Origin of the sequence: Nonomuraea sp. NPDC049607 (assembly GCF_040675375.1) — a bacterium.
Lineage (GTDB): Bacteria > Actinomycetota > Actinomycetes > Streptosporangiales > Streptosporangiaceae > Nonomuraea.
This window is the reverse complement of record NZ_JBFAOV010000005.1, coordinates 100,956-126,787: the sequence shown is the minus strand read 5'-3', so window position 1 is coordinate 126,787 and position 25,832 is coordinate 100,956. Positions and strand designations below refer to the sequence as shown.

Annotated in this window: 25 protein-coding genes; 6 read left to right on the top strand and 19 right to left on the bottom strand. The window is 72.5% G+C overall.

Going from position 1 to position 25,832, the window contains the following annotated elements:
• Nucleotides 1-19 precede the first annotated feature (19 nt).
• The 11 genes from glgX to AB0J97_RS12575 are packed head-to-tail and all read right to left on the bottom strand — an operon-like array spanning nt 20 to nt 11,789.
• Nucleotides 20-2,152 carry a glycogen debranching protein GlgX gene (glgX, locus tag AB0J97_RS12625; protein WP_364087629.1) on the bottom strand — a complete coding sequence of 711 codons (2,133 nt, stop codon included), beginning with the start codon at nt 2,150-2,152 and terminating at the stop codon, nt 20-22.
• Nucleotides 2,149-2,508: an STAS domain-containing protein gene (locus tag AB0J97_RS12620; protein WP_357697059.1), complete on the bottom strand. Its 360-nt coding sequence runs from the start codon at nt 2,506-2,508 to the stop codon at nt 2,149-2,151. The genes glgX and AB0J97_RS12620 overlap by 4 nt, the downstream gene beginning before the upstream one ends.
• Before the next feature lie 11 nt (nt 2,509-2,519).
• Entirely contained in the window at nt 2,520-4,322 is a 1,803-nt protein-coding gene (locus tag AB0J97_RS12615; RefSeq protein ID WP_364087626.1) for an AGE family epimerase/isomerase, read from the bottom strand.
• Between the two features lie 8 nt (nt 4,323-4,330).
• Nucleotides 4,331-4,930, bottom strand: coding sequence for a DJ-1/PfpI family protein (locus AB0J97_RS12610; protein WP_357697063.1), 600 nt, complete (start codon nt 4,928-4,930; stop codon nt 4,331-4,333).
• Nucleotides 4,927-6,567: a thiamine pyrophosphate-binding protein gene (locus AB0J97_RS12605; protein WP_364087624.1), complete on the bottom strand. Its 1,641-nt coding sequence runs from the start codon at nt 6,565-6,567 to the stop codon at nt 4,927-4,929. The genes AB0J97_RS12610 and AB0J97_RS12605 overlap by 4 nt, the downstream gene beginning before the upstream one ends.
• A 9-nt stretch (nt 6,568-6,576) precedes the next feature.
• A complete protein-coding gene (locus AB0J97_RS12600) occupies nt 6,577-7,404 on the bottom strand; it encodes a type 1 glutamine amidotransferase domain-containing protein (protein ID WP_357697067.1) in 828 nt (275 codons plus the stop codon).
• Nucleotides 7,401-8,102: an EthD domain-containing protein gene (locus AB0J97_RS12595; protein WP_357697069.1), complete on the bottom strand. Its 702-nt coding sequence runs from the start codon at nt 8,100-8,102 to the stop codon at nt 7,401-7,403. Before AB0J97_RS12595 ends, AB0J97_RS12600 begins: the two co-directional genes overlap by 4 nt.
• The gene (locus AB0J97_RS12590; RefSeq protein ID WP_364087620.1) at nt 8,099-9,706 is read right to left on the bottom strand and encodes a GMC family oxidoreductase N-terminal domain-containing protein; all 1,608 of its coding nucleotides are present in this window, start codon (nt 9,704-9,706) and stop codon (nt 8,099-8,101) included. The genes AB0J97_RS12595 and AB0J97_RS12590 overlap by 4 nt, the downstream gene beginning before the upstream one ends.
• Before the next feature lie 6 nt (nt 9,707-9,712).
• Nucleotides 9,713-11,242 (bottom strand): GMC family oxidoreductase N-terminal domain-containing protein, encoded by a 1,530-nt coding sequence (locus AB0J97_RS12585; protein WP_364087618.1) that lies wholly within the window; start codon nt 11,240-11,242, stop codon nt 9,713-9,715.
• Nucleotides 11,239-11,547, bottom strand: a complete 309-nt coding sequence (locus tag AB0J97_RS12580; RefSeq protein WP_357697077.1) for a Nif11-like leader peptide family natural product precursor — start codon at nt 11,545-11,547, stop codon at nt 11,239-11,241. The genes AB0J97_RS12585 and AB0J97_RS12580 overlap by 4 nt, the downstream gene beginning before the upstream one ends.
• Nucleotides 11,544-11,789: a hypothetical protein gene (locus AB0J97_RS12575; protein WP_364087616.1), complete on the bottom strand. Its 246-nt coding sequence runs from the start codon at nt 11,787-11,789 to the stop codon at nt 11,544-11,546. The genes AB0J97_RS12580 and AB0J97_RS12575 overlap by 4 nt, the downstream gene beginning before the upstream one ends.
• A 284-nt stretch (nt 11,790-12,073) precedes the next feature.
• Between AB0J97_RS12575 and AB0J97_RS12570 the strand changes: the two genes are divergently transcribed.
• Both AB0J97_RS12570 and AB0J97_RS12565 read left to right on the top strand, forming a co-directional pair.
• Nucleotides 12,074-12,454, top strand: coding sequence for a MerR family transcriptional regulator (locus AB0J97_RS12570; RefSeq protein ID WP_357697082.1), 381 nt, complete (start codon nt 12,074-12,076; stop codon nt 12,452-12,454).
• Complete coding sequence (locus tag AB0J97_RS12565; RefSeq protein ID WP_364087612.1) at nt 12,451-13,707, top strand: MFS transporter; 1,257 nt, start codon at nt 12,451-12,453, stop codon at nt 13,705-13,707. The genes AB0J97_RS12570 and AB0J97_RS12565 overlap by 4 nt, the downstream gene beginning before the upstream one ends.
• Before the next feature lie 51 nt (nt 13,708-13,758).
• On the opposite strand, the gene AB0J97_RS12560 is transcribed toward AB0J97_RS12565, so the two are convergent.
• The 4 genes from AB0J97_RS12560 to AB0J97_RS12545 all read right to left on the bottom strand — a co-directional run bounded on the left by AB0J97_RS12560 (nt 13,759) and on the right by AB0J97_RS12545 (nt 17,003).
• The gene (locus AB0J97_RS12560) at nt 13,759-14,844 is read right to left on the bottom strand and encodes a hypothetical protein (RefSeq protein WP_364087610.1); all 1,086 of its coding nucleotides are present in this window, start codon (nt 14,842-14,844) and stop codon (nt 13,759-13,761) included.
• Between the two features lie 109 nt (nt 14,845-14,953).
• Complete coding sequence (locus AB0J97_RS12555; RefSeq protein WP_357697088.1) at nt 14,954-15,415, bottom strand: nuclear transport factor 2 family protein; 462 nt, start codon at nt 15,413-15,415, stop codon at nt 14,954-14,956.
• Between the two features lie 25 nt (nt 15,416-15,440).
• Nucleotides 15,441-16,337 (bottom strand): alpha/beta hydrolase, encoded by an 897-nt coding sequence (locus tag AB0J97_RS12550; RefSeq protein ID WP_357697090.1) that lies wholly within the window; start codon nt 16,335-16,337, stop codon nt 15,441-15,443.
• A gap of 174 nt (nt 16,338-16,511) precedes the next feature.
• On the bottom strand, nt 16,512-17,003 hold the full coding sequence (locus AB0J97_RS12545; RefSeq protein WP_364087607.1) for a GNAT family N-acetyltransferase: 492 nt from the start codon (nt 17,001-17,003) through the stop codon (nt 16,512-16,514).
• Nucleotides 17,004-17,278: 275 nt separating this feature from the next.
• Between AB0J97_RS12545 and AB0J97_RS12540 the strand changes: the two genes are divergently transcribed.
• Nucleotides 17,279-17,965 (top strand): hypothetical protein, encoded by a 687-nt coding sequence (locus tag AB0J97_RS12540; protein WP_364087605.1) that lies wholly within the window; start codon nt 17,279-17,281, stop codon nt 17,963-17,965.
• A 14-nt stretch (nt 17,966-17,979) separates the two neighbouring features.
• On the opposite strand, the gene AB0J97_RS12535 is transcribed toward AB0J97_RS12540, so the two are convergent.
• Nucleotides 17,980-18,603 (bottom strand): flavin reductase family protein, encoded by a 624-nt coding sequence (locus AB0J97_RS12535; protein WP_364087604.1) that lies wholly within the window; start codon nt 18,601-18,603, stop codon nt 17,980-17,982.
• 59 nt (nt 18,604-18,662) lie between these two features.
• Nucleotides 18,663-19,832 (bottom strand): mannose-6-phosphate isomerase, class I, encoded by a 1,170-nt coding sequence (gene manA / locus AB0J97_RS12530; RefSeq protein ID WP_364087602.1) that lies wholly within the window; start codon nt 19,830-19,832, stop codon nt 18,663-18,665.
• A gap of 202 nt (nt 19,833-20,034) precedes the next feature.
• Here manA and AB0J97_RS12525 point away from each other — a divergent pair, with 202 nt between their 5' ends.
• Complete coding sequence (locus AB0J97_RS12525) at nt 20,035-20,640, top strand: helix-turn-helix domain-containing protein (protein ID WP_357697101.1); 606 nt, start codon at nt 20,035-20,037, stop codon at nt 20,638-20,640.
• Here the strand turns inward: AB0J97_RS12525 and AB0J97_RS12520 are convergent.
• Nucleotides 20,580-21,668 carry a hypothetical protein gene (locus AB0J97_RS12520; RefSeq protein ID WP_364087599.1) on the bottom strand — a complete coding sequence of 363 codons (1,089 nt, stop codon included), beginning with the start codon at nt 21,666-21,668 and terminating at the stop codon, nt 20,580-20,582. The genes AB0J97_RS12525 and AB0J97_RS12520 overlap by 61 nt on opposite strands.
• A gap of 167 nt (nt 21,669-21,835) precedes the next feature.
• On the opposite strand from AB0J97_RS12520, the gene AB0J97_RS12515 reads away from it, so the two are divergent.
• Entirely contained in the window at nt 21,836-22,564 is a 729-nt protein-coding gene (locus tag AB0J97_RS12515) for a ThuA domain-containing protein (RefSeq protein WP_364087596.1), read from the top strand.
• A 1-nt stretch (nt 22,565) separates the two neighbouring features.
• Here the strand turns inward: AB0J97_RS12515 and AB0J97_RS12510 are convergent, their stop codons facing one another.
• The gene (locus AB0J97_RS12510; RefSeq protein ID WP_357697107.1) at nt 22,566-23,540 is read right to left on the bottom strand and encodes an NAD(P)-dependent alcohol dehydrogenase; all 975 of its coding nucleotides are present in this window, start codon (nt 23,538-23,540) and stop codon (nt 22,566-22,568) included.
• A 319-nt stretch (nt 23,541-23,859) separates the two neighbouring features.
• Between AB0J97_RS12510 and AB0J97_RS12505 the strand changes: the two genes are divergently transcribed.
• Nucleotides 23,860-25,716, top strand: coding sequence for a trypsin-like peptidase domain-containing protein (locus tag AB0J97_RS12505; protein WP_364087593.1), 1,857 nt, complete (start codon nt 23,860-23,862; stop codon nt 25,714-25,716).
• Nucleotides 25,717-25,832: the final 116 nt, after the last annotated feature.

Here is a 25,832-nt window from a genome sequence, read left to right as displayed (position 1 = left end):
GGGATCTCCTCCATGGATCTCAGTGATGGGCGCGGCCGACCAACGCGACCGCGGCCCGCGGGCCGACGACGATCCGCCGCTGGTCGGCCAGCGGCGGCTCCTGGCCCGGTGTGTGGACGTCCTCGGGGGCGGCCGCGCCGGTGTCGGCGAACAGGTGCCACACCGCGCCGTCCGGCAGGGCGGGCAGCTCCAGCTCCCGCGCCTCCCAGTGGGCGTTGGCGGCCAGGTAGAGGTGCTCGCCGCCGCCGCCGGCCGCCGTGCCGCTGCGCAGCATCGCCACCAGCGCGCTGCCCTCCGACCAGTCGGGCTCGCCGGCCCGCTCGCCGTGCCAGGACACCTGCGGCAGCCCGCCGGCGCCCTCGTCGCCGCACGGGTGACGGCGGTCGCGCACCATCGGGTGCGCGGCGCGGAAGGCCACGCACTCGCGGACGAACCGCAGCAGCTCGCCGTTGCGCTCGGCCAGGCCCCAGTCGAACCACGACAGCGGCCCGTCGTGGCAGTAGGCGTTGTTGTTGCCGTGCTGGGTGCGGCCGACCTCGTCGCCGGCCAGGATCATCGGGATGCCCTGGCTGAGCAGGAGCAGCAGCATCGCGTTCTTGGCCTGCCGCCCGCGCAGCGCCAGCACCTCCGGGTCCCGCGTCGGGCCCTCGGCGCCGCAGTTCCAGCTCAGGTTGTCGTCGTTGCCGTCGCGGTTGTCCTCGCCGTTGGCCTCGTTGTGCTTGCCGTCGTACGCGAACAGGTCCGCCAGCGTGAACCCGTCGTGGCAGGTGACGAAGTTGACCGAGGCGAGCGTGCCGCGGGAGGCGTACAGGTCGGGCGAGCCGACCAGCCGGGTGGCCAGCTCGCCGGCCGAGCCGGGATCGGCCTTCAGGAAGCGGCGCAGCGCGTCGCGGTAGCGGCCGTTCCACTCCGACCAGCGCTGGTAGCCGGGGAAGGAGCCCACCTGGTACAGGCCGCCGGCGTCCCACGCCTCGGCGATCAGCAGGCAGTCGCGCAGCAGCGGGTCGTGGGCCAGCGTCTCGATCAGCGGCGGGTCGGCCAGCGGCGCGCCGTCCTGGCCGCGGTCGAGGATCGCGGCCAGGTCGAAGCGGAAGCCGTCGATGTGGTACTCGCCGGCCCAGTAGCGCAGGCAGTCGAGCACGTAGTCGCGCACCACCGGGTGGTTGCAGTTGAAGGTGTTCCCGGTGCCGCTGAAGTTGTAGTAGTAGCCCTCCGGCGTGAGCATGTAGTACGTGCCGTTGTCCAGGCCGCGGAAGTGGATGGTCGGGCCGTTCTCGTTGCCCTCGGCCGTGTGGTTGAAGACCACGTCCAGCACCACCGCGATCCCGGCCCGGTGCAGCTCCTTGACCAGGTTCTTGAACTCGTCGGCCTGCATCCCGTACCTGCCGGTGGCCGCGAAGCCCGCCTTGGGCGCGAAGAAGCCCAGCGTCGAGTAGCCCCAGTAGTTGTACAGGCGCTCGCCGGTGACCGGGTTGACCCGGCTCATGTCGAACTCGTCGAACTCGAAGACCGGCATGAGCTCCACGCAGTTGACGCCGAGCGCCTTGAGGTAGGGGATCTTCTCGATCAGCCCCGCGTACGTGCCCGGCGCCGACACCCCCGAGGACGGGTCCGCCGTGAAGCCGCGCACGTGCAGCTCGTAGACGACCAGGTCCTCCGGAGCGACGCGCAGCGGCCGGTCGTCCTCCCAGTCGAAGTCGTCGGAGGCCAGCACCGACCGGTAGGGGTAGGGGTCGTCCCAGTCCACCTCGGCGCCCCACACGTCCCGGCCCGACATGGTCCTGGCGTACGGGTCGGCCAGAATTCTGGCCGGGTCGAACCGGTCGCCCGGCGACGGGGTGTCCGGGCCGGTGACGCGGTAGCCGTACTCGACGCCTTCGTGGTCGAGGCCGAACACCGTCATGGCCCACACGCCGCCGATCCGGTACTCGCCGGGGAAGGGCAGCTCGGCGAACGGCTCCCGCTCGCCGTGCCGGAACAGCACCAGCGAGACCGCGCTCGCGCCGCTGGAGTAGACCGAGAAGTTCACCCCGCCGGGCACCAGCGTGGCGCCGAACGGCATCGGATGGCCCGCCCGCACCCCGAACCCGGCCAGCTCGGCCGTCGGGAAGGAGTCGATCCTGCCGGGCACGCCCTGCGCCTCGACGCTCATGTGGCCTCCTCCCGCGGCTCGGCGGCCCGGACGATCTCCAGCGCGTCCGCCACGCAGTCGGCGACGACGAAGAAGCGCAGGAACCCGGTCGCCGCCATCACCCCGCGCAGCTCGGCCGACAGGCCCACCAGGGCGATGAAGCTGTCCACGGTCCGCGCCCGCCGGTAGACCAGCAGCATCGTGCGCAGGCCCGCGCTGGACAGGTAGCCGACGCCGGTCAGGTCCAGCAGCACCGGGCGGCCGGCCGGCAGCAGCGACAGGATGCGCTCCTGCGCGGCCGGCGCCGACCTGCTGTCGAGCTGGCCGGTGAGCCCGATCACGGTGACCGGGCCGATCGTGTCCGTCGTGATCTCCATGGTCGGCACGCTCACTCCTGCACCGGGGTCAGCGTCACCTTGACGCGCAGGGCCTCGGTGGAGTCCGGCAGCTCCACGGTCATCGCCACCGGGTCCAGCACCTCGTACGGCTTGCCGTCCACCTCGGCCTCGGTGAGCAGCACCCGCCCGGCCGGCAGCAGGTCGGGCGCGACGCGCAGGATGCGCTCGGCGTCCGGGCCCGGCTTGAAGTGCAGCGTGAGCGGCTGCCGGTTGACCAGCAGCCGCGTGTAGACGGTCGCCAGATAGCACAGCTCGGAGGAGTGGTACATGCTCATCGAGTGGCTGCCCTTGAACCGCTCGGTCCCGAGCAGGTACGGCAGGCCGTTGGCCAGCACGTTGAAGTAGACCGCGCCCTCGTCGTGGTCGAGGAAGAAGGCGTTGTAGAAGCCCGCCGCCTGGCGGGCCTGCTCCAGGTGGTCGTCGCCGCCCAGCTCGCCGGCGACGATCAGGTAGGCCAGGATCGCCTGCTCCTGCTGCCACCACGCCTTGCGGTCGTGCCAGGCGAAGCGGTGCCACCGCTGGCCCTCGGCCCGGTGCCGCTCGACGACGTCGTACCAGCCGCCGCGCTGCTGGTCGCTGCCGACCGCCGGCATCGTGCGGGCCAGGTGCTCGGCCAGGTCCCGGTAGGCGTCCTTGGGGCGGGCGCCGTTCATGCGCAGGAGGTTCCAGGCGATCTTCAGGTTGTGCCCGACGACCGCGCGGTCCTGCTGCCAGCTGTGGGTCAGGTCGTGGCTCCAGTCGTCGTGGAAGCGCTCGTTGACGAACGGGCTCGACGGCTCGGGGAAGTGCTCGACGATGGTGTCGAAGGTGCGCTCCAGCATCTCCAGGTGACGCTCGTCGCCGGTGGCCAGGTAGTAGTTGATCAGGTAGGCCGGGGCGTGGTCGCCGATGGAGTTCCAGTTCTTGCGCGACTGGTTCGGCCCGAGCGACTCGTGGTGCGGGTTGAGCAGGATCGGGTCGACGTGCGAGTAGTAGCCGCCGTGCCGGTGGTCGCGGAAGAACTTCTCGAACAGCCGCAGCGTGGCGTCGACGTCGGAGGCGATGCGCTTGTCGCCGGTCACCCGGTAGGTCTGCGTCGGGCCGGCCAGGGCGTAGATCTGCTCGTACATCGGGATGGCGTCGTAGTCGTCGCCGAACTCCGAGGTGAACAGCTTCTTCTCGTGCTCGCCGTCCACCTTGATGCCGTGGTACCAGTACACAACGTCGTTCTCGGGGTCCACGAAGCGCATGTGCTCGCGCAGGTAGCGGGTGCCGCGCTCGGCCACCTCCAGGTAGGCGTCGTCGCCGGTCAGCAGGTACGCCGAGGCCATGCCGTACACCAGCCGCGAGATCGTGTCGGTCTCCTGCACGTGGCTGGCGGTCTTGTCGCCGCCCAGGCGCAGGATCGTCCGGTAGTCGCGGAAGTCGACCGGCCCCTGCCCGAACTGGGCGCGGCGGTAGAACGCGGCGATCTCGTCGAGCTGGTTGATCCACCAGTCGGGCTGCTCGAACCGGTACTCGCCCGGGCCGCGGCCCAGGAAGATCAGCCGCTTGGCCGAGAAGACCGGCTCATCGCCTTCGGGGTAGAAGATCCCGTAGACGAACAGGTGCCGGCCCGGCGTCAGCATGTCGCGTACGTGGTCGCCCGCGTCCACGTACGGCTCGCCCAGGTTGCGCAGCACCTCGGCCGAGACCTCGCCGTCCAGGCGCACCTCGGCCACGCGGCCGTCGATGGTCGCCAGCCGGAAGGAGCCGGAGCCGGCGTCGAACCGTTCGACCCGCCCGGCCACGGTGTCCATGAAGGTGAAGTTCATCGTTGCTCCTACAGCGTCTCGGCGAGCTGGCCGATGATGGTGTGGGCGAACAGATGGCAGTGGTACACGCTGCGCCCGGTGATCAGGTTCCCGTCGATGACCACGTCCTGGTCCACGTACTCGGCGCCCATGTTGCGCACGTCGCCCACGAGGTTGTTGTGCGCGACGACCTTGCGCCCGCGCATCGTCTCGGGGGCGGCCGCCATCAGCCACAGGCCGTGGCAGATCACGCCCGTGATGATCGACGGCTCCTCCAGCGCCCGCCGCACGAACGCGGTGGCCGGCGCCAGCCGGTTGACGTCGTCGGTGAAGCGCAGCCGGTCCGAGACGATGCCGGAGGGGACGATCACCGCGGCGTAGGAGCGCAGCTCCCGGTCCGTGAGGTTCTCGAACCCGCGGTCCACGGTGAACGGCACCCGCCACTCGTGGCCGGTGAAGGTGATCGACGGCTGCCCCCACAGGCGCGTCATGAAGTGCACCTCGGCGCCGGCCTCGGCGAAGCGCCGCTCGTAGTAGAAGATCTCCGGCTCGACGTAGTCGCTCTCCATCAGGACGGCGACCTTGCGGCCGTTCAGCGCCGCGCCGGCCCGTGGCTCGATGCCGCTCACAATGGCCTCCCCGGTTCGGTGACGAGGTCGATGAGGAAGGGGCCGTCGTGGCCGAGCAGCCGCTCGACGGCCTCCTCGATCTGGTCGGCCTTCTCCACCCGTAGCCCGTCCACGCCGCAACCCCTGGCCAGGTCGGTGAACTGGAGATCGGGATAGGAGAGGTCGAAGGAGCGAGGGAAACGGTGACCGGGGATGCCCCGGCCGCGCCAGTACTCCTCGATGTTGTTGTCCAGCAGCCGGTAGCTGTGGTTGTTGCAGATCACGAACTTGGCGGCGACGTCGTACCGGACGGCGGTGGCCAGGGCCTGGAAGGTGTACATGCTGCCGCCGTCGCCGGTGAAGCCGATCACCGTGCGGTCCGGGTGGGCGAGCTTGGCCCCGATCGCGCCCGGGATGCCCACGCCCAGCGAGCCGCCGCGGGTCAGGAACCAGCTCCCCGGCCCGCGCGGCGGGAAGTAGGAGCCGATCACGCCGGAGGCCGTCAGCCCCTCGTCGAAGACGATCACGTCCTCGGGGGCCCGCGCGGCCAGCTCGCGCATGAACGCGTTGAGGATGGAGTCCTCGGCCGGCGCCGGGCGCGGCGCGGCCGTCCGCCGGGCCAGCCGCGCCGCCGCCGCCTGCCGGTCGGCCGCGCTCAGCGTGCCCTCCAGCTCCGCCGACAGCGCCGCCAGCGTGAGCCGCGGGTCGGCCACCAGACCCAGCGTGACCGGGTGGTTCTTGGCGATCTCGTACGAGTCCAGATCGATGTGCACGATCCGCGCGTCCTTGCCGAACGGGCTGCTCAGCGAGGGGAACACCTCGGGGAACAGGTACGTGCCCACCACCAGCACGGCGTCGGCGTCCTTGACCGCGTCCGCGCTGACCTGGCCGAACATGTGGCCGAGCTGGCCCCGGAAGAGCGGGTGGCGGCCGTCCATGTTCGCCTCGGAGAACTCCACGCCCCACACGTCCGCGCCGAGCTGCTCGGCCACCCGGGTCAGCTCCGCCTGCGCGCCGGAGACCGACACGCCGTCGCCGGCCAGGATGATCGGGGACCGGGCGCCGGACAGCAGCCCGGCGGCCCGGCGTACCAGCTCGGGGGCGGGCAGCACGGCCGAGTGCGGCAGCACCGACGGCTCGACCGGCTCGTGGTTGGGCTGGTCCAGCACGTCGAGCGGGAGCGCCACGAAGACCGGGCCGCGCGGCGGCGTCATCGCCATCTTCACCGCCCGCCGCAGCACCCGCAGCACCGAGCCCGGGTCGATCACGCGCATCGCGTGCTTGGTGACGGGCCGGGCCATGGCCACGAGGTCGGCGGCCATCTGGGCGTCCATCGCGTCGTAGCCGACACCGGCCTCACCCGCGACGACCACCAGCGGGGAGTGCCCCCGCTTGGCCTGGTACAGCATGCCGATCGCGTTGCCCAGCCCCACGCCGCTGTGGAGCTGCAGGAGCGCCGGACCGCCCGTGGCACGGGCGTAGCCGTCGGCGATGCCGGCCGCCACCGTCTCCTGGAGGGTGAGGATGTAGTGGAAGTCCTCGAAGCCCTCCAGCGCGTCGAGGAAGCCCTGCTCGACCGTCCCCGGGTTGCCGAACATGTACGTGATGCCGTCGCTGAGGAACTGCTCGATGATCGCGGTGTTGCCGTCCCTGGCCATGGCCCGCCATCACCAGCCGAAGCGGCGCAGGCCGCCCTCTAGCACTTCGACGATCTTCTGCCCGGTCAGGAACGAGTCGGGCGTGGACCGGCCGGTGACGAACGGGAAGTCCACGATGACCGAGGTCTCCCGGCCGAAGTTGCCGACGTAGCGCCCCTCGGGCCCGGTGGCGTCCCGCAGGATGTACTCCAGCGGGTACGGCGGCGGCCCCATGTTGAAGTCGGGCACGCCGAGGAACCCGGTGCCGTCCTTGTAGTCGTACTCCTTGCAGTGACCGGTGACGCGCTTGCCCCAGATGATGCTCTTGCGGTCCTCCCAGTCGCGGGCGAAGGCCAGGCAGGCCACGCCGTAGCACTCGGCGGCCACCGGCTTGCCCGCCCGGACGAACGCGAGCACGATCTCGTGCACCCGCTCGTTGTTGGCCAGGTCCACGATCGGCCCGCTGCCGCCGACGATCAGCACCGCGTCGTAGGGCACCAGCTCGGCCTCCAGCTTGGCCACCGCCCGGTGGTAGGCCTCCAGCCGGCGCAGGTAGTCGGGGCTGCTGGTGTAGGGACGCTCGGGCGCCCACGCCGACAGGTTGAGCGGGTTGGCCAGGCGGCCGGACTCGTCCAGGTCGCGGGTCAGCTTGGCCACCTCGGGCGTGGTGACCGAGCGGCCGAGCGGCGGGTCGACGTAGTCGCTGTCCATGCTGGGCGGCAGGGCGTGCGGCTGCTTGCCGGTCGGCGTGGCGAACACGACGTCGTAGCCGCGCTCGTCGAAGGCCGACAGCGGGCCGACGAGCTCCTCCCCCCAGTAGCCGAACTCCGAGAGGATCACGAGAACGCGCTTGGTCATGCCGACTCCCCGGGGATGATCCAGTTTTCCTTGCAGGTCATGGAGAACACGTGGGCCGGGTCGGCGATCGCCTCCAGCTCCGGCTTGACCCGGCGGGCGTGGTGGGCCGAGGCCAGTGCGGCGCGCAGCGCGTCCACGTCGTCGAACCAGAGCTGGTCCACGGCGTCGAAGCCGGCCTCGCCGAAGGTGTACGCGCCGTCCACGGTGTGGCAGTGCAGGTGCCTGCGCAGGCCCGGCAGCCCGGCCACCGCGGCGGCGTAGGACTCCAGGGACTGCTTGCGGTAGGTGTCCAGCGGCAGGCCGGGCCGCCGCTTGATCAGCGTGGTGACCTTCACCCAGCTCTCCGGCCGGGGCTTGGGGCCGGGCACCAGCTCGTGGGCGACGGTGTCGACCACGATCGTGGACCAGAACGCCGCCCAGTTGGGCTCGTCCAGCCGGGCGCCCTGGAGGAACTCCTCGCTCTGCAGCGAGGCGAGCTGCTCCTCGGCGTTCCGCAGCCAGATCTCGGCGATGCCCTGGTGCGGCAGCGCCGGCCGGCCGACGTCGCCGTCGAAGGGGATGCGGGTGTCGACCAGGTACTGCCTGATCTGCTTGATCTTGCCGGCGAACTTCACCGCGTGCACGTTGACCCAGTAGTCCTGGAACTGCTGGGCGGTGAAGCCGGGCTTGGGAGCGCCGAAGATGAACTGGTGGATCATCGCGTAGCCTCCTGTCGGGCCGGGCGGAAGTCCGCCGCGACGAACTCGGCGGCGCGCTCGCCGATCATCACGGTGGTCGTGTGGGGGTTGGCCGAGACGATCGTCGGCATGATCGAGGCGTCGGCGACGCGGAGCCCCTCGACGCCGCGGACCCGCAGCCGGGTGTCCACCACCGCGAGGCTGTCGGAGCCCATCTTGCAGGAGCCGGCGAAGTGGTAGTACGAGCCGACGTTCTCCGTCACCCACGCGCTGAGCTGCTCGCGGGTGCGCACGTCCGGGCCGGGCGCGACCTCGGTCAGCCCCCAGTCGCGCCGGAAGGCGGAGCTGGCGTAGATCTCGCGGGCGATCTCCACCATCGTCACCGTGCGCTCCAGGTCCGAGCGCTCGCCGAAGTAGTTCGCGCTGACCCTCGGGTAGGCCGTCGGGTCGGTGCCGGCCAGCCGTACGCTGCCCCGCGACAGCGGCCGGACCAGCCCCGGCAGGGTGAGCACGATCTTCGGGTCGACCAGCTCGCGCACCGGCGTGAGCGGCTGCCCGGTCTCCACCCGCTTGATGACGTTGGCGAAGAACTGGTCGCCGAACGGCGCCCGGTGCACCAGGCAGATCTCCATGTCGGGCACCGGCAGCCCCGGCTCCGACCCCCAGAACAGCCCGACCTCGGTCACCTGGCCGCGCGGGTCGGGCGCCGCCTTGTCCATGTACCCGATCGGGCCGATGACCAGCGGGTGGTCGTGGAAGTTGGCGCCCACGCCGGGCAGGTCGGCGACCACCGGGATGCCGAGCGCGGCCAGCTCCCCGGCCTGGCCGATGCCGGACAGCTGCAGCAGCTTGGGCGACTGGATCGCGCCCGCGGTGACGATCACCTCGTGCTCGGCCCTGACGGTCCGCAGCCCGCCGTCCTTGAGGTACTCCACGCCCACGCAGCGCTCGCCGTCGAACAGCAGCCGGGTGGCCAGTGCGCCCACCTCAACGCTGAGCCGCTCCAGCGCGGGCTCCAGGTAGGCGGCGCGCACGCCGCAGCGGGTGCCCTTCTCCACGTCGATGTCGACGTGGTGCCAGCTCACGCCGAAGCTGTCGGCGTTGAAGTCCTCGACCTGCGGGTAACCCAGCTCCACGCAGGCCTCGACGAACGTCCGGGAGACCGGGTTGCCCATGTCCCGGGCGTTGACGATCCTGATCGGGCCCTCGTGGCCGGCCGTGGGGTTGGTGGCGTCCCGCTGTCCCTCCAGGCGCTGGAAGTAGGGCAGGACGTCGGCGAAGGACCAGCCGGGGCAGCCGTCGTAGGCCCAGGCGTCGAAGTCCGCCGGACGGCCGCGCGTGTGGATCATGTGGTAGACGTTCGAGGTCCCGCCCAGGCCGCGGCCCGCCGCCGAATAGACCTGGCGCCCGCCGAGCCCCGGCTGAGGCTCGCTCATGTACGCCCAGTCCAGCTCGGTCAGCAGCACCTCGTTCCACCGCGCGGGGTCCTCGACCGCGTCGGTGATCTTCGTGTCGCCCGCCTCCAGGACCAGCACGCGGGCCCCGGGCAGCTCGCTCAGCCGGGCGGCGACGACCGATCCGGCCGTGCCGCCGCCGACGACGACGAAGTCGAAGGTCTGTGTCATCTCAGCTCACCTCCGTGCCGATGCGGCGACCAGGTCGGCGGCCTTCTCGGCGATCATGATCGTGGCCGCGTTGGTGTTGCCCCGGGTGATGACCGGCATGACCGAGGCGTCGGCCACGCGCAGCCCGTCCACGCCGCGCACCCGCAGGTCGGGCTCGACGACCGCCTCGCCGTCGCGGCCCATCCGGCAGGTGCCGGCCGGGTGCCACACGGTCGAGGCGCTGGCCCGCACGTACGCGGCCAGGGCCGCCGGGCTCGTCACGCCGGGCCCCGGGGCCAGCTCCCGGCCGCGCAGGGAGTCGAAGGCCGCGTCCGAGACCAGCTCCCTGGCCAGGACGACGGCCTCGGTCAGCAGCCGCAGGTCGGCGGCGGCCTCCAGGTAGTGCGGGTCGACGAGGGGACGCAGCGGGTCGCCGGGGCGCAGCCGCACCTCGCCCCTGCTCTCGGGCCGCAGCAGGATCGGCGCGAAGGTGAACCCCGGGCCGTCCGTCCTGTACCGGTCGTCGATGAACTGCACCGGGCCGAAGAAGAACTGCAGGTCCGGCCCGTCGCCGCCCAGGACGTTGGTGAACAGCCCCGCCTCGGCCAGCAGCTCGGGGAAGGGCAGCTCGCGCAGGCTCTCGTAGCCGATGCCGAACAGCACGTGGTCCTGCAGGTTACGGCCCACGCCCGGCAGGTCGGCGACCACCTCGACGCCGTGCTCGCGCAGGTGGGCGGCCGGGCCGAGGCCCGAGCGCAGCAGCAGCGCGGGCGAGCCCAGCGCGCCGCAGGCCACGATGACCTCCTGCCCGGCGGTGGCCCGGTGCGTACGCCCGTCCTTGACGTACTCCACGCCGCCGGCCCGGCCACCCTCGACGGTGAGGCGGGTGACCACGGCGCCGGTCTCCAGCGTCAGACCGGGCTCGCCCAGCACCGGCGCCAGGAACGCCTCCGACGTGCTGGACCGGCGGTCGTCCTTGTCCCGGGTGGACTGGTAGAAGAAGGCCAGCCCCTCCTGCCGGGGGCCGTTGTAGTCGCCGGTGCCGTCGGCGCGGCCGCGGGCGATCGCCGCCCGGACGAAGGCCCGCGAGGCGTCCGACGGCGAGCCGTAGTCGACGACCTTCAGCGGCCCGCCACTGCCCCGGTACTCCGGCGAACCGCCCGGGTAGTCCTCCGAACGCCTGAAGTAGGGCAGCACCTCGTCGTAGGACCAGCCGTCGTTGCCCAGCGCGGCCCAGCCGTCGAAGTCGCGGCGGTTGCCCCGCACGTACATCATGGCGTTGACCGAGCTGCCGCCGCCCACCACGCGGCCCTGCGGGATCGGCACGACCCGGCCGCCCAGCTCCGGCTGCGGGGTGGTCGCGTAGTCCCACACGAACTCCGGCGAGCCCCACATCGAGGTCATCGACGGCACGTCGGTACGGTGCACGGACTCGGCGACGTCCGGGCCGCCGGCCTCCAGCAGCAGCACCCGGCAGCCCAGCGCGTCCAGCAGCCGCCTGGCCAGGACGCAGCCGGCGCTGCCCGCGCCCACCACGATGTAGTCGTAGGCGCTCACGACGACTCCAGCAGCCGGGCCCGCTCCAGGGCGGGCAGCAGGTCGCCGACCAGGAACTCCAGGTAGTGCCGGCCCCACATCGTCCGCCAGAGCGGGAAGGTGGCGTCGAAGGGCTCCCCGCGCAGGTCGGCCAGGCGCTCCTCCAGCTCCCACACCACGCCGTCGAAGTCGGCCTCGGTGAACGGCAGCCCGTGCCCGGCCGCGGCGGCGACGACCTCCGCCTTGCTCTTGGCCTTCAGCGACTCCAGCACGTCGGGACGCGAGCCCGCCAGGCGCAGGAACGCGATCAGGTTCGTCCCGCTCATGCCACCGGCCGCCTCTCGTCGGCCGCGAACCCGCGCAGCTCCTCCTCGCCGAACCTGGCCACCACGTGATCGAGGAGGTAGTCCAGGTACCGCCTGCCCCACATGTGCCGCCAGAGCGTGCTGCCGCCGTCGACGGGCTCGCCGTCCTTGGCGACGATGACCTCGATCTCCAGGGCCCCGACCACCGACACCAGCTCCTCGGCGGTGAACCGGAAGCCCTCGTCGGAGGCGTGGAACAACAATTGACTGAGATTTCTCGCGCTATACTCAGCGCGTCTTTGCGGATTCTCCCGGAGGTCGCCGAGGAATCTCACGAATTCGCTCTTCGCCATTGGCACCACCATTTCGTCCGGCGCTACGGGGAAATCATGTCCAGCCGCCGGAAAACGCGTCAACGCGCCGCCCGGCGGTGACCGGGCGGTATGGAGGTAGCCGATCCCATTCCGTCAAGTCCGGGCTCGCATTCACCGGAATTCGGCCGAATGCACTTGACTTGGATCGCGCTCGAAGGGCGACAATGATCGGTATGAGTCAGAGCCTGACGATCGCGGAAGTCGCAGCCGAGACCGGCCTCAGCGCCCACGCGCTGCGCTATTACGAGAAGGCCGGCCTGATGCGGGAGACGCCGCCGCGCGGCGGGAACGGGCACCGCCGCTACACCGAACGTGATCTGGCCTGGATCCGGTTCCTGACCAGGCTGCGGGGCACCGGGATGTCCATCGCCGACGTCCGCCGCTACGCCGAACTCGTCCGCGCGGGCGAGAGCACCGCGGCCGAGCGCAAGCAGATCCTGCTCACCCACCGCGAGGAGGTGGCCAAGCGCATCTCCCAGCTCAAGGACGACCTGGCCGCCATCGACTACAAGATCGAGATCTACGAGAAGCTTGAGGAGAAGTACCAGCTGTGACCGCGCCGCCCCGGCCGGACAGCGAGCCCGGCCAGGCACCCTTCGGCCCCCGCTTCGTCACGGCGGTCTCGGTCGGCTCGCTGCTGAACCCGATCAACTCCTCGATCATCGCCATCGCGCTCGTGCCCATCGCCCACCACTTCGGCGTGGGCGCGGACGCCACGTCCTGGCTGGTGTCGGGCCTGTACCTGGCCACCGCGATCGGCCAGCCGGTGCTGGGCCGGCTGGCCGACCGGCTCGGCCCGCGCCGCGTCTACCTGGCCGGGCTGGTCACGGTCGCGGCCGGCGGGCTGCTCGGCTACTGGGCGCCGACCCTCGGCCTGCTCGTGGCCGCCCGCGTGCTGATCGGCCTCGGCACCTCGGCCGCCTACCCGGCCGCCATGAGCATGGTCCGCCGCAGGTCCGAGCGGTCCGGCGGGGCCGCGCCCGCCTCGGTGATGGGCGCGCTGGCCATGGCCGGGCAGGTCAGCATGGTGCTCGGGCCGCCGCTGGGCGGGCTGCTCGACGCGCTCGGCGGCTGGCGCTGGATCTTCCTGGTCAACCTGCCGATGGCCGCGGCCGGGGTGGTCTCGGCGCTGGTGTGGCTGCCGCGCGACGAGCCGTACGAGCGCGCCCGTACGGGCGGCGGCGGCAGCCTGCGCGACCTGGCCCGCAACCGGCCGCTGCTGGTGACCTACCTGCGCAACGCGGTGACGTTCATGGCCACCTACGGCTTCCTGTACGGCTGGACGCAGTGGCTGGAGCAGGGCAGGGGGCTGACGGCGGCGGTCGCCGGGCTGCTGCTCATGCCCACCTCGGCCGTGGGCGCGGTGGTCTCGGGGCTGGCCGCGCGGGCCGACGGCGCCTCGGGCCGGGCGCGCTGGATGCTGCCGGCCGGCGCGGCGTTCCTGCTGGCGGGCTGCGCCTGGCTGCCGGCGCTCGACGGCGAGGCGTCCGTCCTGTCGTTGTGCCTGCTCAGCATGGTCTTCGGGGTGCAGAACGGGCTGAACATCGTGGGCAACCAGGCCGCCATGTACGCCCAGGCGCCGCCGGGCCAGATCGGCATGGCCGCCGGCCTGCTGCGCACCTCGCAGTACGCCGGGGCCATCTGCTCGGCGCTGCTCATCAGCGTGACCTACGGCGAGCGCGCCACCGACGAGGGCCTGCACCGGCTGGGCGTCGTCCTGACGGCCGCCTCGGCGCTGCTGCTGGCCGGCACGCTGCTCGCGGCGGTCCGCGCGGGCCGTACTCCGGCGGCGTCAGGGCGCGCGTGAGCGGGGAGGGGCCTGCCGCCCCTCCCCGCCCGGGGGTCCGCGCCGGCCCGCTCAGCGGGGGCTGATCAGCTCACTGATCGCGAACCCGGTCAGGTTGGTCACGTTGGCGCCGCCCACCGACAGGATCGTGGACGTGCCGGGGACGCGGTCCACCGCGTACGCGCCCGCGTACCCGGCCGACGGGCGGGCCGGGCCGCTGACCCGGGTCCACGAGGTGCCGTCGAAGTACAGGTAGGCGGGGGCGGTGGTGCCGCCGCCGGTGGGGACGACGAGGTGGCCCTCGCCGTCGCCGCTGATGCTCGCCGAGCCGTTGCCGGGGTCGCCGGGCAGCGCCGAGACGGTCCAGCGGGCCCCGTCGTAGCGGGCGATCGCGGGGGTGGCGGGCCGGTTGGGGCGGGGCTGGTAGCCGCTGACCCAGATCCGGCCGGGGCCCTCGACGTACACGCCTCTGGGGCTGAGGCCCGGCCTGCCCAGGGAGCGCAGGGCCGTGCCGTCCCACAGGACGACGCCGTTCTCGGCGGCGAAGACGATCTGGTCGCCGCCGTCGACGGCGCGCAGCAGGCCCAGGTTCTCGGTGCGCGGGTAGACGGTCCAGACGCCCTGGCGCAGGCGCAGGATGTCGGTGCCGCCGGTGTTCCTGAACCTGATCGACCAGAGCGAGCCGTCCCTGGTGGCGGCGATCGGGCCGGTCCACTCGTCGCCGGGCAGCGGGGGCGTCCAGCCGGGCGGCGGCGGGATCTCCGACCAGGCCGAGCCGTTCCAGTACGCCGAGCGCGGCCAGGAGACGTCGGCGATGCTCCGGCTGCCGGTCACGTACACCTGGTCCGGCGCGACGGCCGCGACGCAGCACGGGCTGGGCACGTCGTACCCGGCGGTGAGCGGCAGCCTGCTCCAGGCCGAGCCGTCCCAGCGCAGCACGGAGGTGTCCGGCGAGCCGTCGTAGCCGCGCCAGCCGACGGCGTAGGCGTGGGTGGCGTCCAGCACGTCCACGTTCCAGAGGGTGGTGGGGTCGCCGGGCGGGTCCACGGCCCGGACGGCGGGGGCCAGGAGGGCCTGGGCCGGTGCGGCCGCCGCCAGCGCGGCGGTGACGGCCAGGGCGGCGGCGGAGGCGCGGAGGACGCCACGGAAACGGGTCATGTCTTCTCCTGTGGGCGCGTTCCTGGGGAAAAGGGCACAAAGGCGGCGAGGGCCGACCGCGGGCATGAGAAAGCGGGCCGGTCGTCACCGGCCCGCCCGGATTGCCCGCTCAGTCGTCGGATCTGCGCCCGTCGGGGCCGATCGGGCCGAAGAAGGAGCTGAAGTTGGCGGTCCCGTCGCCGAAGATGCCGCCGCGGCCCTCCACGACGCGGCCGTTCTCCCACCGCATCAGGTCCACCCCCTCCATCTGCAGGTGCTCGTAGAAGGAGGTGCCGTCCGAGCCGGTGCGCTTGCGCACGGCGGTGCACCGGTTGACGTCGATGGTGTAGCCGTCCACCGGGTTGACCAGGCAGGCGATCTGCTCCATGCGCAGGGTGCCGCCGGCCAGCCGCTGCCAGGTCTTGATGAAGCCCATGAAGGCGTCGAGGCCGTCGTGCCATCCGGCGTACGGGTGGTTGCCGGGGGACTGGAACCGCACGTCGGGGTGCCAGTACTCCAGCGCGCGCTCGCGGTCGCCGGAGCGCAACGCCTGGTGTGCCGCCGCCAGTCGCTCAGCCGTCAGATCCGACATCGCTCTCCTCTCACTGCGTCGGGTGCTACTGCATCGGGTGCTTGGCGAGGAAGGCCGAGACGCCTTCGCCGACCGCTCTCGGGTTCATGATCTGCAGGCCGTGGGTGGCGCCGACGATGCCGCAGCGCTCGGCCTGGGGCAGCCAGTTCATGAGGAAGTGCTGCGCCTCGCGGAAACCGGGCATGGCCGCCTCGCTGTCCAGGCCCATCACGGCCAGCACCGGCATCTGCGGCTTGTTCGGCACGAGCTGGTCGGCCTTGGACATGCGGAAGCCCCAGCCGCCCAGCGCCGGGAAGTCCACCTTGAACGTGACGTCCGCGCACTCCTCGACCCGCTCCCACACGTCGAGGGGGCAGCTCATGTCGACGGAGCCGAGGTAGCTCGGGCCGCAGACGGCGGCCATGAAGTCGCAGGCGGCGGTGAGCTTGTCGCCCTTGTGCACCAGCTCGATGGCCGTCATCACGGCGTCGTTGTTGGCCTTCTCGGCCTCGGCGCCCTCACGCGGCAGGTACGGCTCCAGCAGCACCGCCGAGTGCGTGCGCTCGGGGTAGGAGAGCATGAACTGGAAGCCGATCACCCCGCCGAAGGAGTACGACATGACGTGCGCCTTGTCGATGCCGAGGTGGTCGAGGAGCTGCTTGGCGTGCTCGGCGCCCTCCTCGATGCTGAGGCTGTCCTTCTCCAGCGTGCTGCCGTTGTAACCGGCACGGTAATAGCTGATGAACTGGTACTTGTCCAGCAGCTCCGGGTTGTACTTCAGGAGCGGCGTGATGAGGCCGTCCGAAATGGAGGTGCAGTGAATGCACAGGACCGGCTCGCCGCGGCCCACGACCGTGTAACGAAGTTCCGCGTTGCTGACCTTGACTCGCTTGTCGTGGTCGAGTTTCCAGTCTCGACCGGCGTACAAAGCATTCGCGCTCATGCCATTCCTCTCACGCGATCACTCGACCGTTTCTCGTGCCCGCTTGGCCATACTCAAGAATGGTTGTCATGGGCCATGGGGACGGTCAACGAAAGAGCCCGCGCCGGGCTGTGCACCGCGAAATACGCCGGGGAACTCTGTCAAGTCGGCGCGCGTGGGAGGAGGGCCGGCGGGTCAGGGGAAGGACAGCTCGTACTCCACCTGCTCGACCGGGTTGCCGTCGCCGTAGTCGTACGCGCGGGTGGCGCCCGATTCGGTGAAGCCGCTCTTGGCGTAGAAACGGCGTGACTGCGGCGTGTCGCGCGGCGTCCACAGGTGCACCCGGGTGAAGCCCTCGTCGCGGATGCGGCGCAGGGTGTCGGTCATGAGGGCGGCGGCCACGCCGGTGCCCCAGCCGTCGGGATGGCCGTAGAAGCCGAAGATCTCCGCCGCGCCCGCCCGGGACGGCGAGGGCCCGAAGGAGCAGAAGGCCAGCCGGCGTCCGTCGAGCGCGGCGAGCACCAGGCCGCCCGGCGTCTCGGCGAGCACGTCGTGCCATTTGCCGCGCCGGTGGCTGACGGCCTGGTCGAAGAACTCCGTGGCGAAGAGGCCGGCGTAGGCGGCCTTCCAGGATTCGGCGTGGATCTCTCCCAGCGTCTCACCGTCGCCCGGCGAGGCTGGGAACACTGTGAAAATTCCGGTCACAAGATCACACTAGTCGAGAGGTCCCGCGGGTGTCCGGTGGCGGAGCGCGGGCACGTACGGGGAAGCACGCACGCGGGGCGGCGCCGGGCGCGACCGCCGCCGTACAAGGCGTTCGAGGCGTTCGAGGAGGTGCGGGCGGGGAAGCTGCGCGAGACGGCCGCCCGGGCGTGGCGGCCGGGTCGGTCGATCACGCGATCCCGGCCGCCCTGCCGCGGCCGGAGGTCATCCCTAGCGCTGGAGCGCGGAATGGAGGCTCGATGAGGTGGCTGGCTCGCAGGGAGGGGCAACTCCCGGCGGGAGAGGGCCGGGCGGGCGACGGGTGGCCCGCCGAGCACCCGCTCACCCGCTGGACCGTCAGTCAGGCGCTGCACCTGGTCTGTCCCGGCCCCGCCGGCGACCCGGAGCTGCGGCGGCGTCCCGACGGCGCGGCCGAGGCGTGGCGGGACGGCCGCCCGCTGCCGGTGGGCATCTCGCTCACCAGCCGCGACGGATGGGCGGTGTGCCTGCTCGGACTGGAGCCCGGGACCGTCGGCTGCGACCTGCAGGTGGTCGAGCCGCGCGGCCCGGGGTTCGTCGCCGACCGGTTCACCCGCCAGGAGCAGCGGATCATCGGCAACGATCCGCTGCTGGGCAGCCTGCTGTGGTCGGCCAAGGAGAGTGCGGCGAAGGTGCTGCGCCGCGCCGACAGCCGGGCGCTGGAGGTCTCCCTCGGCTGCGGGCGGCCCTCCGACGGATGGAGCAGGGTGACCGTTCGGGCGGGCGGGCGCGGGGTGACGCACGGGTGGTGGCGCCGGTTCGGCCATCTCGTGCTGACCGTGGCGGCCGACCGTCCCACGCCGCCGCCGCGCGGGCTGGAGGAGCCGTCGGCGCTGTCGGCGGCCCAGTCTCCCGTTCAGGCGGCGGTACGGTCGGCTTACGCCGGTTGCGCCTCGTCGGCCGGCTGATCCGGCGCGGGTCATCAGGCCGGGTGCGGCGTCTGCGAGCGGTAGGAGTGGCCGAGCTCCGGGCCGAGGCCGAAGTAGTGGCGGAAGTTGTACAGCAGCGGGCTCCACGCGGACGGGTCCACGTGCTGGGTGCCGGGGACGACGATGCGCGGGTCGGCGTGCACCTTGCGCACGACGGCCTCGATGATGACGAAGTCGTCGGACTCGTTCGGCCGGATCTGCGCGGCCACGGCCTCGAACTGGAGGGGGCACTCGGCCACGCGCGGCGGACGTACGGTCTCCGACGGCTCCGGCCGCAGGCCCGCCGCGCCGAACTTGTCGGGCTCGAACCGGCAGCCGGCCGCCTTGGTGGCGGGCACCGGGTCGCGTCCGGTGAGCGGCGCCAGGCGTTCCACCTGCGGCCACAGGTGCGGGGCCGGCAGGTTGATCACCAGGTCGGGCCGCTCGGCCAGGTTGCGCGCGGTCTGCCCCTCGGAGCCGAGGCCGAGCACGACGGTGCGGCCGAGCGCCCAGGCAGACGACATCGGGGCCAGGTTGGTCGAGCCGTCCGGGTTCTCCGTGGTCAGCAGCACGACCGGGGTGCCGAAGTAGAGGATGCTGGGTTCGATGGCGACGTGGCCGAGGGTTGCCGTGTTCATGGGGGGAGCCTAGGAAGGCGACGTTCAACCGGCGGCCGAAATGTCGCTGTTGTGCTGATCTACACCGTAAAGGCGCCCGGTTCGGCCACGTACGCCACGCCCTTGCCCGACAGGCCCGTACCCGCCACGGCCGGGACGAACGCCGACTCGCCCGGTCGCAGCGTCAGCTCGCCGAGCCGGGCCTCGCCCTCCAGGCACAACACGATCCTGGGCGGCCCGGCGGGCAGCTCGAAGGCGTCGGCCCCGGTCAGGTCGTACCGCGTGAGGGCGAACTCGGGGGCCGGAGGCACGTAGCGCCGCTCGCCGCGGGCGGGACGCTCGGGCTCGACCAGGTGCGGCTCGGCGGGCGTGAAGTCGACCACCCGCATCAGCTCGGGCGCGTCGACGTGCTTGGTGGTCAGCCCGCAGCGCAGGACGTTGTCGGAGCTGGCCATGATCTCCACGCCGACGCCGCCCAGGTAGGCGTGCGGCACGCCGGCGCCGAGGTAGAGGGCCTGGCCGGGCAGCAGGTCGACGTGGTTGAGCAGGAGGGCGGCCACCACTCCCGGGTCGCCGGGGCAGGCCGCGGCGATCTCGGCGTACGGCGCCAGCTCGGGGTCGGAGCCGCCGGCGAGGGCGCGTTCGACCTCGGCGCGCAGCGGCGCGGCGGCGTCGTCGAGCATCTGCGCGAAGACCGTGCGCAGGGCCTCGCCGGCGGGCCGGACGGCGAGCACGTCGATCCACGGCTGGAGGGCGGGCAGGCCGAGCCGGGCGAGCAGCCCGGCGGTGACGACGGGGGAGCGGAAGCCGCACAGCCCGTGGAAGGGCGTGATCGCGCAGACCATCTCGGGCTTGTGCGAGCGGTCCTTGTAGGTGCGGGCCGGGTCGCCGATCGGGACGCCGCGCGCCTCCTCGGCGGCGAACCCGGCCTCGGCCTGCGCGATCGTGGGGTGGACCTGGAGCGACAGCGGCCGGGCGACCGCGAGCACCTTCAGCAGGTACGGCAGCGCGGGCCCGAACCTCTCGACGGCCGGGGAGCCGAGGGCGGCGACGGGGTCGCCCGCGATGAGCCGGTCGAGGGGCACCCCGCCGGCGATCGACGGGTCGGCGGGATGGGCGCCCATCCAGAGCTCGGCCTGCGGGCGGCCGGTCGGCTCGGTGCCGAACAGCTCGGGCATGGCGGTGACGGAACCCCAGTCGTAGGGGCGGATCGTGGTGTCCAGGCGCAGGGGCAGTTCGAACGTCGGCACAGGGCAGGAGCGTAGTCGCCGATGGCCGGCCTTGCGCGCCCGGGGCCGAACGACACCGCCCGCCCGCGGCCGGTCCCGCATGGTCGGGGCCGCTCGGTGCTGCACGTACGCGGCCGGTCCCGCGTGGTTCGGCCGGTCGGTGCTGTACGCCGGTATAGGATGCTTTTTTCGTGAACAGTTCGCTGTACGAATCGGTGGTGCGATGACAACCGTCCAGGACCCGGAGGACCTCACCGCGCGGGCCCGCATCCGCGACGCCGCGATCCGGCACATCGGCGAGCACGGGTTCGAGCGGGCCACGATCCGCGACATCGCCGAGTCGGCGGGGGTCTCACTCGGCCTGGTACGCCACCACTTCGGCTCCAAGCAGGCACTGCGCGAGGCGTGCGACGAGCACCTGATGAAGACGGTGCGCCGCCTCAACGCCGAGGCCGCCGGCAGCCCGCCGGCCGGGTTCAACCCGGTGGCCGCCCTCGGCCCCTACCGCGCCTACCTGGCGCGGGCCCTGACCGAGGGCTGGGCGGCGCCGCTGTTCGACGAGATGACCCGGATCGGGGAACGCTGGCTGGCCGCGGCCGACCGGGACCGGGCCGACCCGCCGGACGTGCCGCCGCGGGCGCGGGCGGCCGTGATGGCCGCGATGGCGCTGTCGGTCACGGTCCTGTACCCGCACGTCTGCCGCGGCATGGACGCCGACCTGTCCACGCCGGAGGGCGAGCGCCTGCTGATGCGCACGCTGGTCGAGGTCTACTCCCAGCCGGTGCTCGGTCCGGAGGCCGCCGCCGAGGCCCGCGCCTGGCTCGGCTGAGCCGGGATCAGCGCGGCCCGGCTGCGCTCGTCCGGCCAGACCGAGGACACGTCCACGTACGGGCGCAGCAGGCCGGTCAGCTCCGGGTCGCCGCGGCCGTTGAGCTCCTTGGACGCGATCTTGCGCGCCACCCCGGCCACGATGTCGGCCACCTGGACGCGGGGGTCCAGGTGGGAGGCGACCAGCGTCAGGCTCGTCAGCACCAGCGGGCCTCCGGGGGCGTCCGGGCGGGCCAGCAGCAGCCGGAGCCGTTCGATGCGCTCCTCGGTCAGCGTCGTCTGCCGGTCGTGCACGACGGAGACGGGCCGGCCGCCCGCGCCCCAGTGGGCGACCGCGTGCGCGATGCCCGGGATCAGCGGGTCGAGCGCGGGGAAGAGGTGCGGGTCGTCGAGCAGGCGCGCGGTGAAGGCGTCCACGAGCGGCCTGGCGGCCCACAGCTCGTCCATGATCTCGCCGGCCGGGCCGGGCGTCGTGCGCAGGTCGGCGACCAGCTCGAAGACCGAGTCGGCGGAGATCTCGGGGCCCCGGCCGTTCCTGGCTCTGAGCAGGTGGTTGAAGGCGTCGAGGAAGGCCGTCCAGCGTGCGGGGCCGAAGGCGCGGCGGCCCTCCTGGTAGAGGGTGACCGCCATGGCCGCCGACCGTTCGTCCTGGTCGAGGCCACCGAGGACGGAATGGTGGCCGGTCAGCAGGTCGGTCACCTTGCTCACGGCGAAGTACGCCTTGTCGGTCAGGTGCACGCGCGCATGGCCGAGGATCGGGCCCGACGGGCCGAGCAGCCAGACCAGGGTGGCCCGGTTCTTCTCGCGCAGCACGTGCTCGGCCTTGTACTCGGTGACCGGCGAGGGCGCCCGCAGCCGCAGCTCCCGTACGCAGTCGGCCGCGGCGGCCGCGTCGAGGGAGACGCCGGCATGGGCGAACACGTCGGTGTTGCCGCCGACGAGCTTCTCGCCCTCCGCGCCGGACTCGTCGCAGGCGATCTCGACAGGACGGCCGTCCGGTACGAGGGCGGCCTGCGCGGGGCGTGGCATGACTTCCATGGTCACTGGCGAACCTACCCAAACGCTCCTGCCTTCCGCGAGACATTTTCCGCCCGTCCGCCGGCCTCGCCCGTCGGCGGCGCGGGGCTGTGACCCGAGTGCCTGGCGGGTAAGGACCGGACGGTAGGTGCGGCAGGTCCGGAGGGAGAGCATCGCGCGTGAGCATCAACGTGACCGTCTGGGGCGAGAACGTACACGAGCAGCGGGAGGAGGAGGTGCGCCGCCGCTACCCCGGCGGCATGCACGGCGCGGTCGCCGACGGCCTGCGCGAGCACCTGGGGGAGCGGGTGCGCGTGCGCACCGCGACCCTGCAGGACCCCGAGCACGGCCTCGACGCCGCGACGTTGTCCGAGACCGACGTGCTCACCTGGTGGGGGCACGCGGCGCACGAGGAGGTCGGCGACGAGGTCGTGGCGCGGGTGTGCGAGCGCGTCTGGGCCGGGATGGGCCTGCTGGTGCTGCACTCGGGCCACTACTCCAAGGTCTTCCGCGCCCTCATGGGCACCACCTGCACGGTCAACTGGCGCGACACCGCCGACCGCGAGCTGGTCTGGACGGTGGAGCCCGCCCATCCGATCGCCGCGGGCGTGCCCCAGCCGCTGGTCATCCCCGAGCAGGAGACCTACGGCGAGCCGTTCGGCGTCCCGGCGCCCGACGAGCTGGTGTTCGTCAGCTCCTTCTCCGGGGGCGAGGTGTTCCGCAGCGGCTGCTGCTACCGGCGCGGCAAGGGCCGCGTCTTCTACTTCAGCCCCGGCGACCAGAACTACCCGGTCTTCCACCAGCCGGGCGTGCGGCGGATCCTGGCCAACGCGGTGGTGTGGGCGGCGCCCGCCGAGGGCGCGGGCGAACCGCTGCGCAACACCCGCGTGCCCGCCGGCGACTGGTGATCTACTCCGTGACGGGCATGACCATGATGATCTTGCCCGTCACGTGCCCCGACCGGAGGTGGTCCATCGCGTCGGGGAAACCGGCGAGCGGGAAGGCCCTGCCGACGACGGGGGTGAGCTCGCCGGACGCGGCGAGGCCGGCCAGGTGGCGCAGGTCCCGCGGGTCGGTCCTGGCGATCGGGGCGCGCAGGGTGTGCCGGACGAACGGGGACATCGCCGTCGCTCTGAGCTGGCGGCCGGTGCCGTACAGCCAGCGGCCGGAGGCGTTCTCGCCGCCGACGATCACGAGGGTGCCCCGGCGGGTGAGCACGCGCCGCAGGCCCGGCAGGGAACGGTTGCCCGCGGTGTCCAGGACGACGTCGTAGCGGCCGGGCCCGGTGGTCGGGTCCTGGCGGGTGTAGTCGAGGACCTCGTCAGCGCCGAGTGAGCGGACGAGGTCGCCCTTGCCGGGGCCGCAGACGCCGGTGACGTGCGCGCCGTACGCCTTGGCGAGCTGGACGGCGAACGTCCCCACCCCGCCGCCCGCGCCGATGACCAGGACGCGCTGCCCCGGCCGGACGCGGGCGTGGTCGCGCAGCGCCTGGAGCGCGGTCAGGCCGCTGGTCGGGACGGCGGCGGCGGCCTCGAACGACAGACCGGCCGGTTTGCGGACGAGGCGGTCCTCGCGCGCGACCGCGTGCTCGGCCAGCGCGCCGTCGCAGACGCCGAAGACCTCGTCGCCGACCGCGAGGCCGGTGACGCCGGGGCCGACGGCCTCGACGGACCCGGCGACGTCGCGGCCGAGGAGGGGGGAACGGGGGCGGCGCAGCCCGGTGGCGAGGCGGACGGGGTAGGGCAGCCCGGCGCCGAGATGCCAGACGCCGTGGTCGAGGCAGGCGGCGTGCACGCGCAGGAGCGCTTCGCCGGGGCCCGGGGCGGGACGGTCGAGGTCGGTGAGGGCCGGGGGGCCGTAGACGTGCCGGGTGATGGCCTTCAAGGCAGGTCTCCATGTCAAAGAAAGTAGACATGACGAACGTAAAAGAAGGCCGACATGATGTCAAGTATTTTGGACATCGCCGCGATGGGGGAGCGAAGTGTCGGTGATTTGGGTCGATAACGCGAAATATCGGTATCGCTACCGATAACGGTACGGATGGGGGACGGAGTTACCCTCTGGCCACCCCCCACCACGGCGGGCCGCCTGTTCGCCGGAATCGCCGGCCCTCCGCCGGCGCGGCCTACACGCCCGGACCGGGCCCGGCACCCGGCGACCGGCGGCCTGCTTCGGTCACCCCTCACGTGGAGGTGTCCCCCGCATGAGTCCTTCCCGATGGAGAGCGGCGGCCACGGCGTTGATCGCCGCACTGGCCGTCGTCGCGCCGGCGACCCCGGCCTCCGCCCTCGCTCAGGCCCCCGCCGCCGTACCCCTGAAGGCGCAGATCGACAGCCGGGTCTCCCCGGCCGGCGAGGAGGTTCTCGCCGACCTGTCCCTGCCCTACGGCGGCGCCGGACGGAGCTGGAGCACGCGCGTCACCCGGCCCGGCTCCCGCTACGTCAAGGTGCACTTCGCCGCGCTCACCCTCGTCCCGGGCGACTACGTCACCGTCGCCGCGCCGGACGGCCGCGAGATCCACACCTACTACGGCGACCCCACCCGCGGGCGCTACCCCGCCAACTCCGGCTACACGCTGCACGGCGTGCCCGGCTTCGCCGCGCTCTCCGTGGACGGCGACACGGCGGTGGTCACCCTGCACGCCTCCGGGCCGCGCAACGCCGTCCGGCTGGCCAGGCAGGGCTTCGGCGTACGCGTCGACCGGTACTTCCGTGGCTACACCACCCAGGAGGCCGCGGCCCTGACGCCCAGGACGTTCAGCGTGTGCGGCACCGACGCCCGCCGGGACGTCGTCTGCTACAAGGACAGCAACCCCACCGAGTACGCCCGCAGCCGCGCCGTGGCCCGCCAGCTCCTTAACGGCCTCGGCTACTGCACCGCGTGGCGGGTCGGCAACACCAACCGCATGCTGACCAACAACCACTGCATGGAGAGCGCCGCCGACCTGAGCGCCAGCGAGTTCCAGTTCGACTACGACTGCGCGACCTGCGGCGGCGACAACCCGGGCGCGGGGACGAAGGTCGGCGGCGGGCAGTTCCTGAAGACCAGCGCACTCGAAGCGCTCGACTACACGCTCTTCAGCGTCGCCGACTTCGCCGCGATCCAGGCGTTCGGCACCCTGTACCTCGATCCGCGCACCCCCGTGGCGGGCGAGCGCATCTACATCCCCGGCCACGGCGACACCCTGCCCAAACGCCTGTCCCTGTACGAGGACACGCAGGGCGGCGCGGCCTGCAAGATCGACGTGGTGTCGTCGGGCGTCAACACCGGCTACCGCTGCGACACCTCGGGCGGCAGCTCCGGCTCCCCGGTGATCGCCGCCTCCAGCCACAAGGTGATCGCGCTGCACCACCTCGGCGGCTGCCCCAACTGGGGGACGCGGATCACCGAGGTGTACAACGAGATCTCCGGCATGATCGACAACACCCCGCCGAACGGCGGCGACGACGACTTCGCGATCTCGCTCTCGCCCACGAGCGGCGGCGTCACGCCGGGCGGGTCGACCACGAGCACCATCAGCACCGCCGTCACGCGCGGCGGGCCCCAGCAGATGCAGTTCGCGGCCTCCGGGCTGCCGGCGGGAGCCGCCGCGACGTTCGCGCCGCCCTCCGTCCCGTCGGGCGGCACGTCCGTCATGACGGTCTCCACCTCCGCGCAGACGCCCGGGGGCGTGTACACGATCACGGTGACCGCGACCGGCTCGGCCACCCACACGGTCGCCTTCGTTCTCTCCGTGGCCGTCGCCGGCGGCTGCTCGGGCTACGAGACCACCAAGACGGGGACGCTGGCCTCCGGGGCGGAGCAGTACCAGCCTGACGGCGGGTATCTCCAGACCACCGTCACCGGCCCGCACCAGGCGTGCCTGGACGGGCCGTCCGGCGCCGACTACGACCTGTACCTGCAGCGCTGGAACGGGTCGTCATGGGCCACGGTCGCCCAGAGCACCGGGGCGGGAGCCGACGAGACGCTCACCTACACCGGCGCGGCCGGATACTACCGCTATCGGGTGCACTCCTACTCCGGGTCTGGTTCGTACACCTTGGGCTACAACGCTCCCTGACCCATGGACAGCCGGCTGGGCCGCGTCGAGATTGGACGGTAGGCCCGGCCGGACCGGCGGCCGGGCGGCGTCGAGTCCGGGCGGTCGGGCCCGGTTCGCACGGACGCGGGGAGCGT

Bases quoted from the DNA above. Each gene is read 5' to 3' on its own strand.
- glgX (WP_364087629.1), bottom strand. From the start codon at position 2,152: ATGAGCGTCGAGGCGCAGGGCGTGCCCGGCAGGATCGACTCCTTCCCG.
- AB0J97_RS12620 (WP_357697059.1), bottom strand. From the start codon at position 2,508: ATGGAGATCACGACGGACACGATCGGCCCGGTCACCGTGATCGGGCTC.
- AB0J97_RS12615 (WP_364087626.1), bottom strand. From the start codon at position 4,322: ATGAACTTCACCTTCATGGACACCGTGGCCGGGCGGGTCGAACGGTTC.
- AB0J97_RS12605 (WP_364087624.1), bottom strand. From the start codon at position 6,567: ATGGCCAGGGACGGCAACACCGCGATCATCGAGCAGTTCCTCAGCGAC.
- AB0J97_RS12600 (WP_357697067.1), bottom strand. From the start codon at position 7,404: ATGACCAAGCGCGTTCTCGTGATCCTCTCGGAGTTCGGCTACTGGGGG.
- AB0J97_RS12595 (WP_357697069.1), bottom strand. From the start codon at position 8,102: ATGATCCACCAGTTCATCTTCGGCGCTCCCAAGCCCGGCTTCACCGCC.
- AB0J97_RS12590 (WP_364087620.1), bottom strand. From the start codon at position 9,706: ATGACACAGACCTTCGACTTCGTCGTCGTCGGCGGCGGCACGGCCGGA.
- AB0J97_RS12580 (WP_357697077.1), bottom strand. From the start codon at position 11,547: ATGAGCGGGACGAACCTGATCGCGTTCCTGCGCCTGGCGGGCTCGCGT.
- AB0J97_RS12570 (WP_357697082.1), top strand. From the start codon at position 12,074: ATGAGTCAGAGCCTGACGATCGCGGAAGTCGCAGCCGAGACCGGCCTC.
- AB0J97_RS12560 (WP_364087610.1), bottom strand. From the start codon at position 14,844: ATGACCCGTTTCCGTGGCGTCCTCCGCGCCTCCGCCGCCGCCCTGGCC.
- AB0J97_RS12555 (WP_357697088.1), bottom strand. From the start codon at position 15,415: ATGTCGGATCTGACGGCTGAGCGACTGGCGGCGGCACACCAGGCGTTG.
- AB0J97_RS12550 (WP_357697090.1), bottom strand. From the start codon at position 16,337: ATGAGCGCGAATGCTTTGTACGCCGGTCGAGACTGGAAACTCGACCAC.
- AB0J97_RS12540 (WP_364087605.1), top strand. From the start codon at position 17,279: ATGAGGTGGCTGGCTCGCAGGGAGGGGCAACTCCCGGCGGGAGAGGGC.
- AB0J97_RS12535 (WP_364087604.1), bottom strand. From the start codon at position 18,603: ATGAACACGGCAACCCTCGGCCACGTCGCCATCGAACCCAGCATCCTC.
- AB0J97_RS12525 (WP_357697101.1), top strand. From the start codon at position 20,035: ATGACAACCGTCCAGGACCCGGAGGACCTCACCGCGCGGGCCCGCATC.
- AB0J97_RS12520 (WP_364087599.1), bottom strand. From the start codon at position 21,668: ATGCCACGCCCCGCGCAGGCCGCCCTCGTACCGGACGGCCGTCCTGTC.
- AB0J97_RS12505 (WP_364087593.1), top strand. From the start codon at position 23,860: ATGAGTCCTTCCCGATGGAGAGCGGCGGCCACGGCGTTGATCGCCGCA.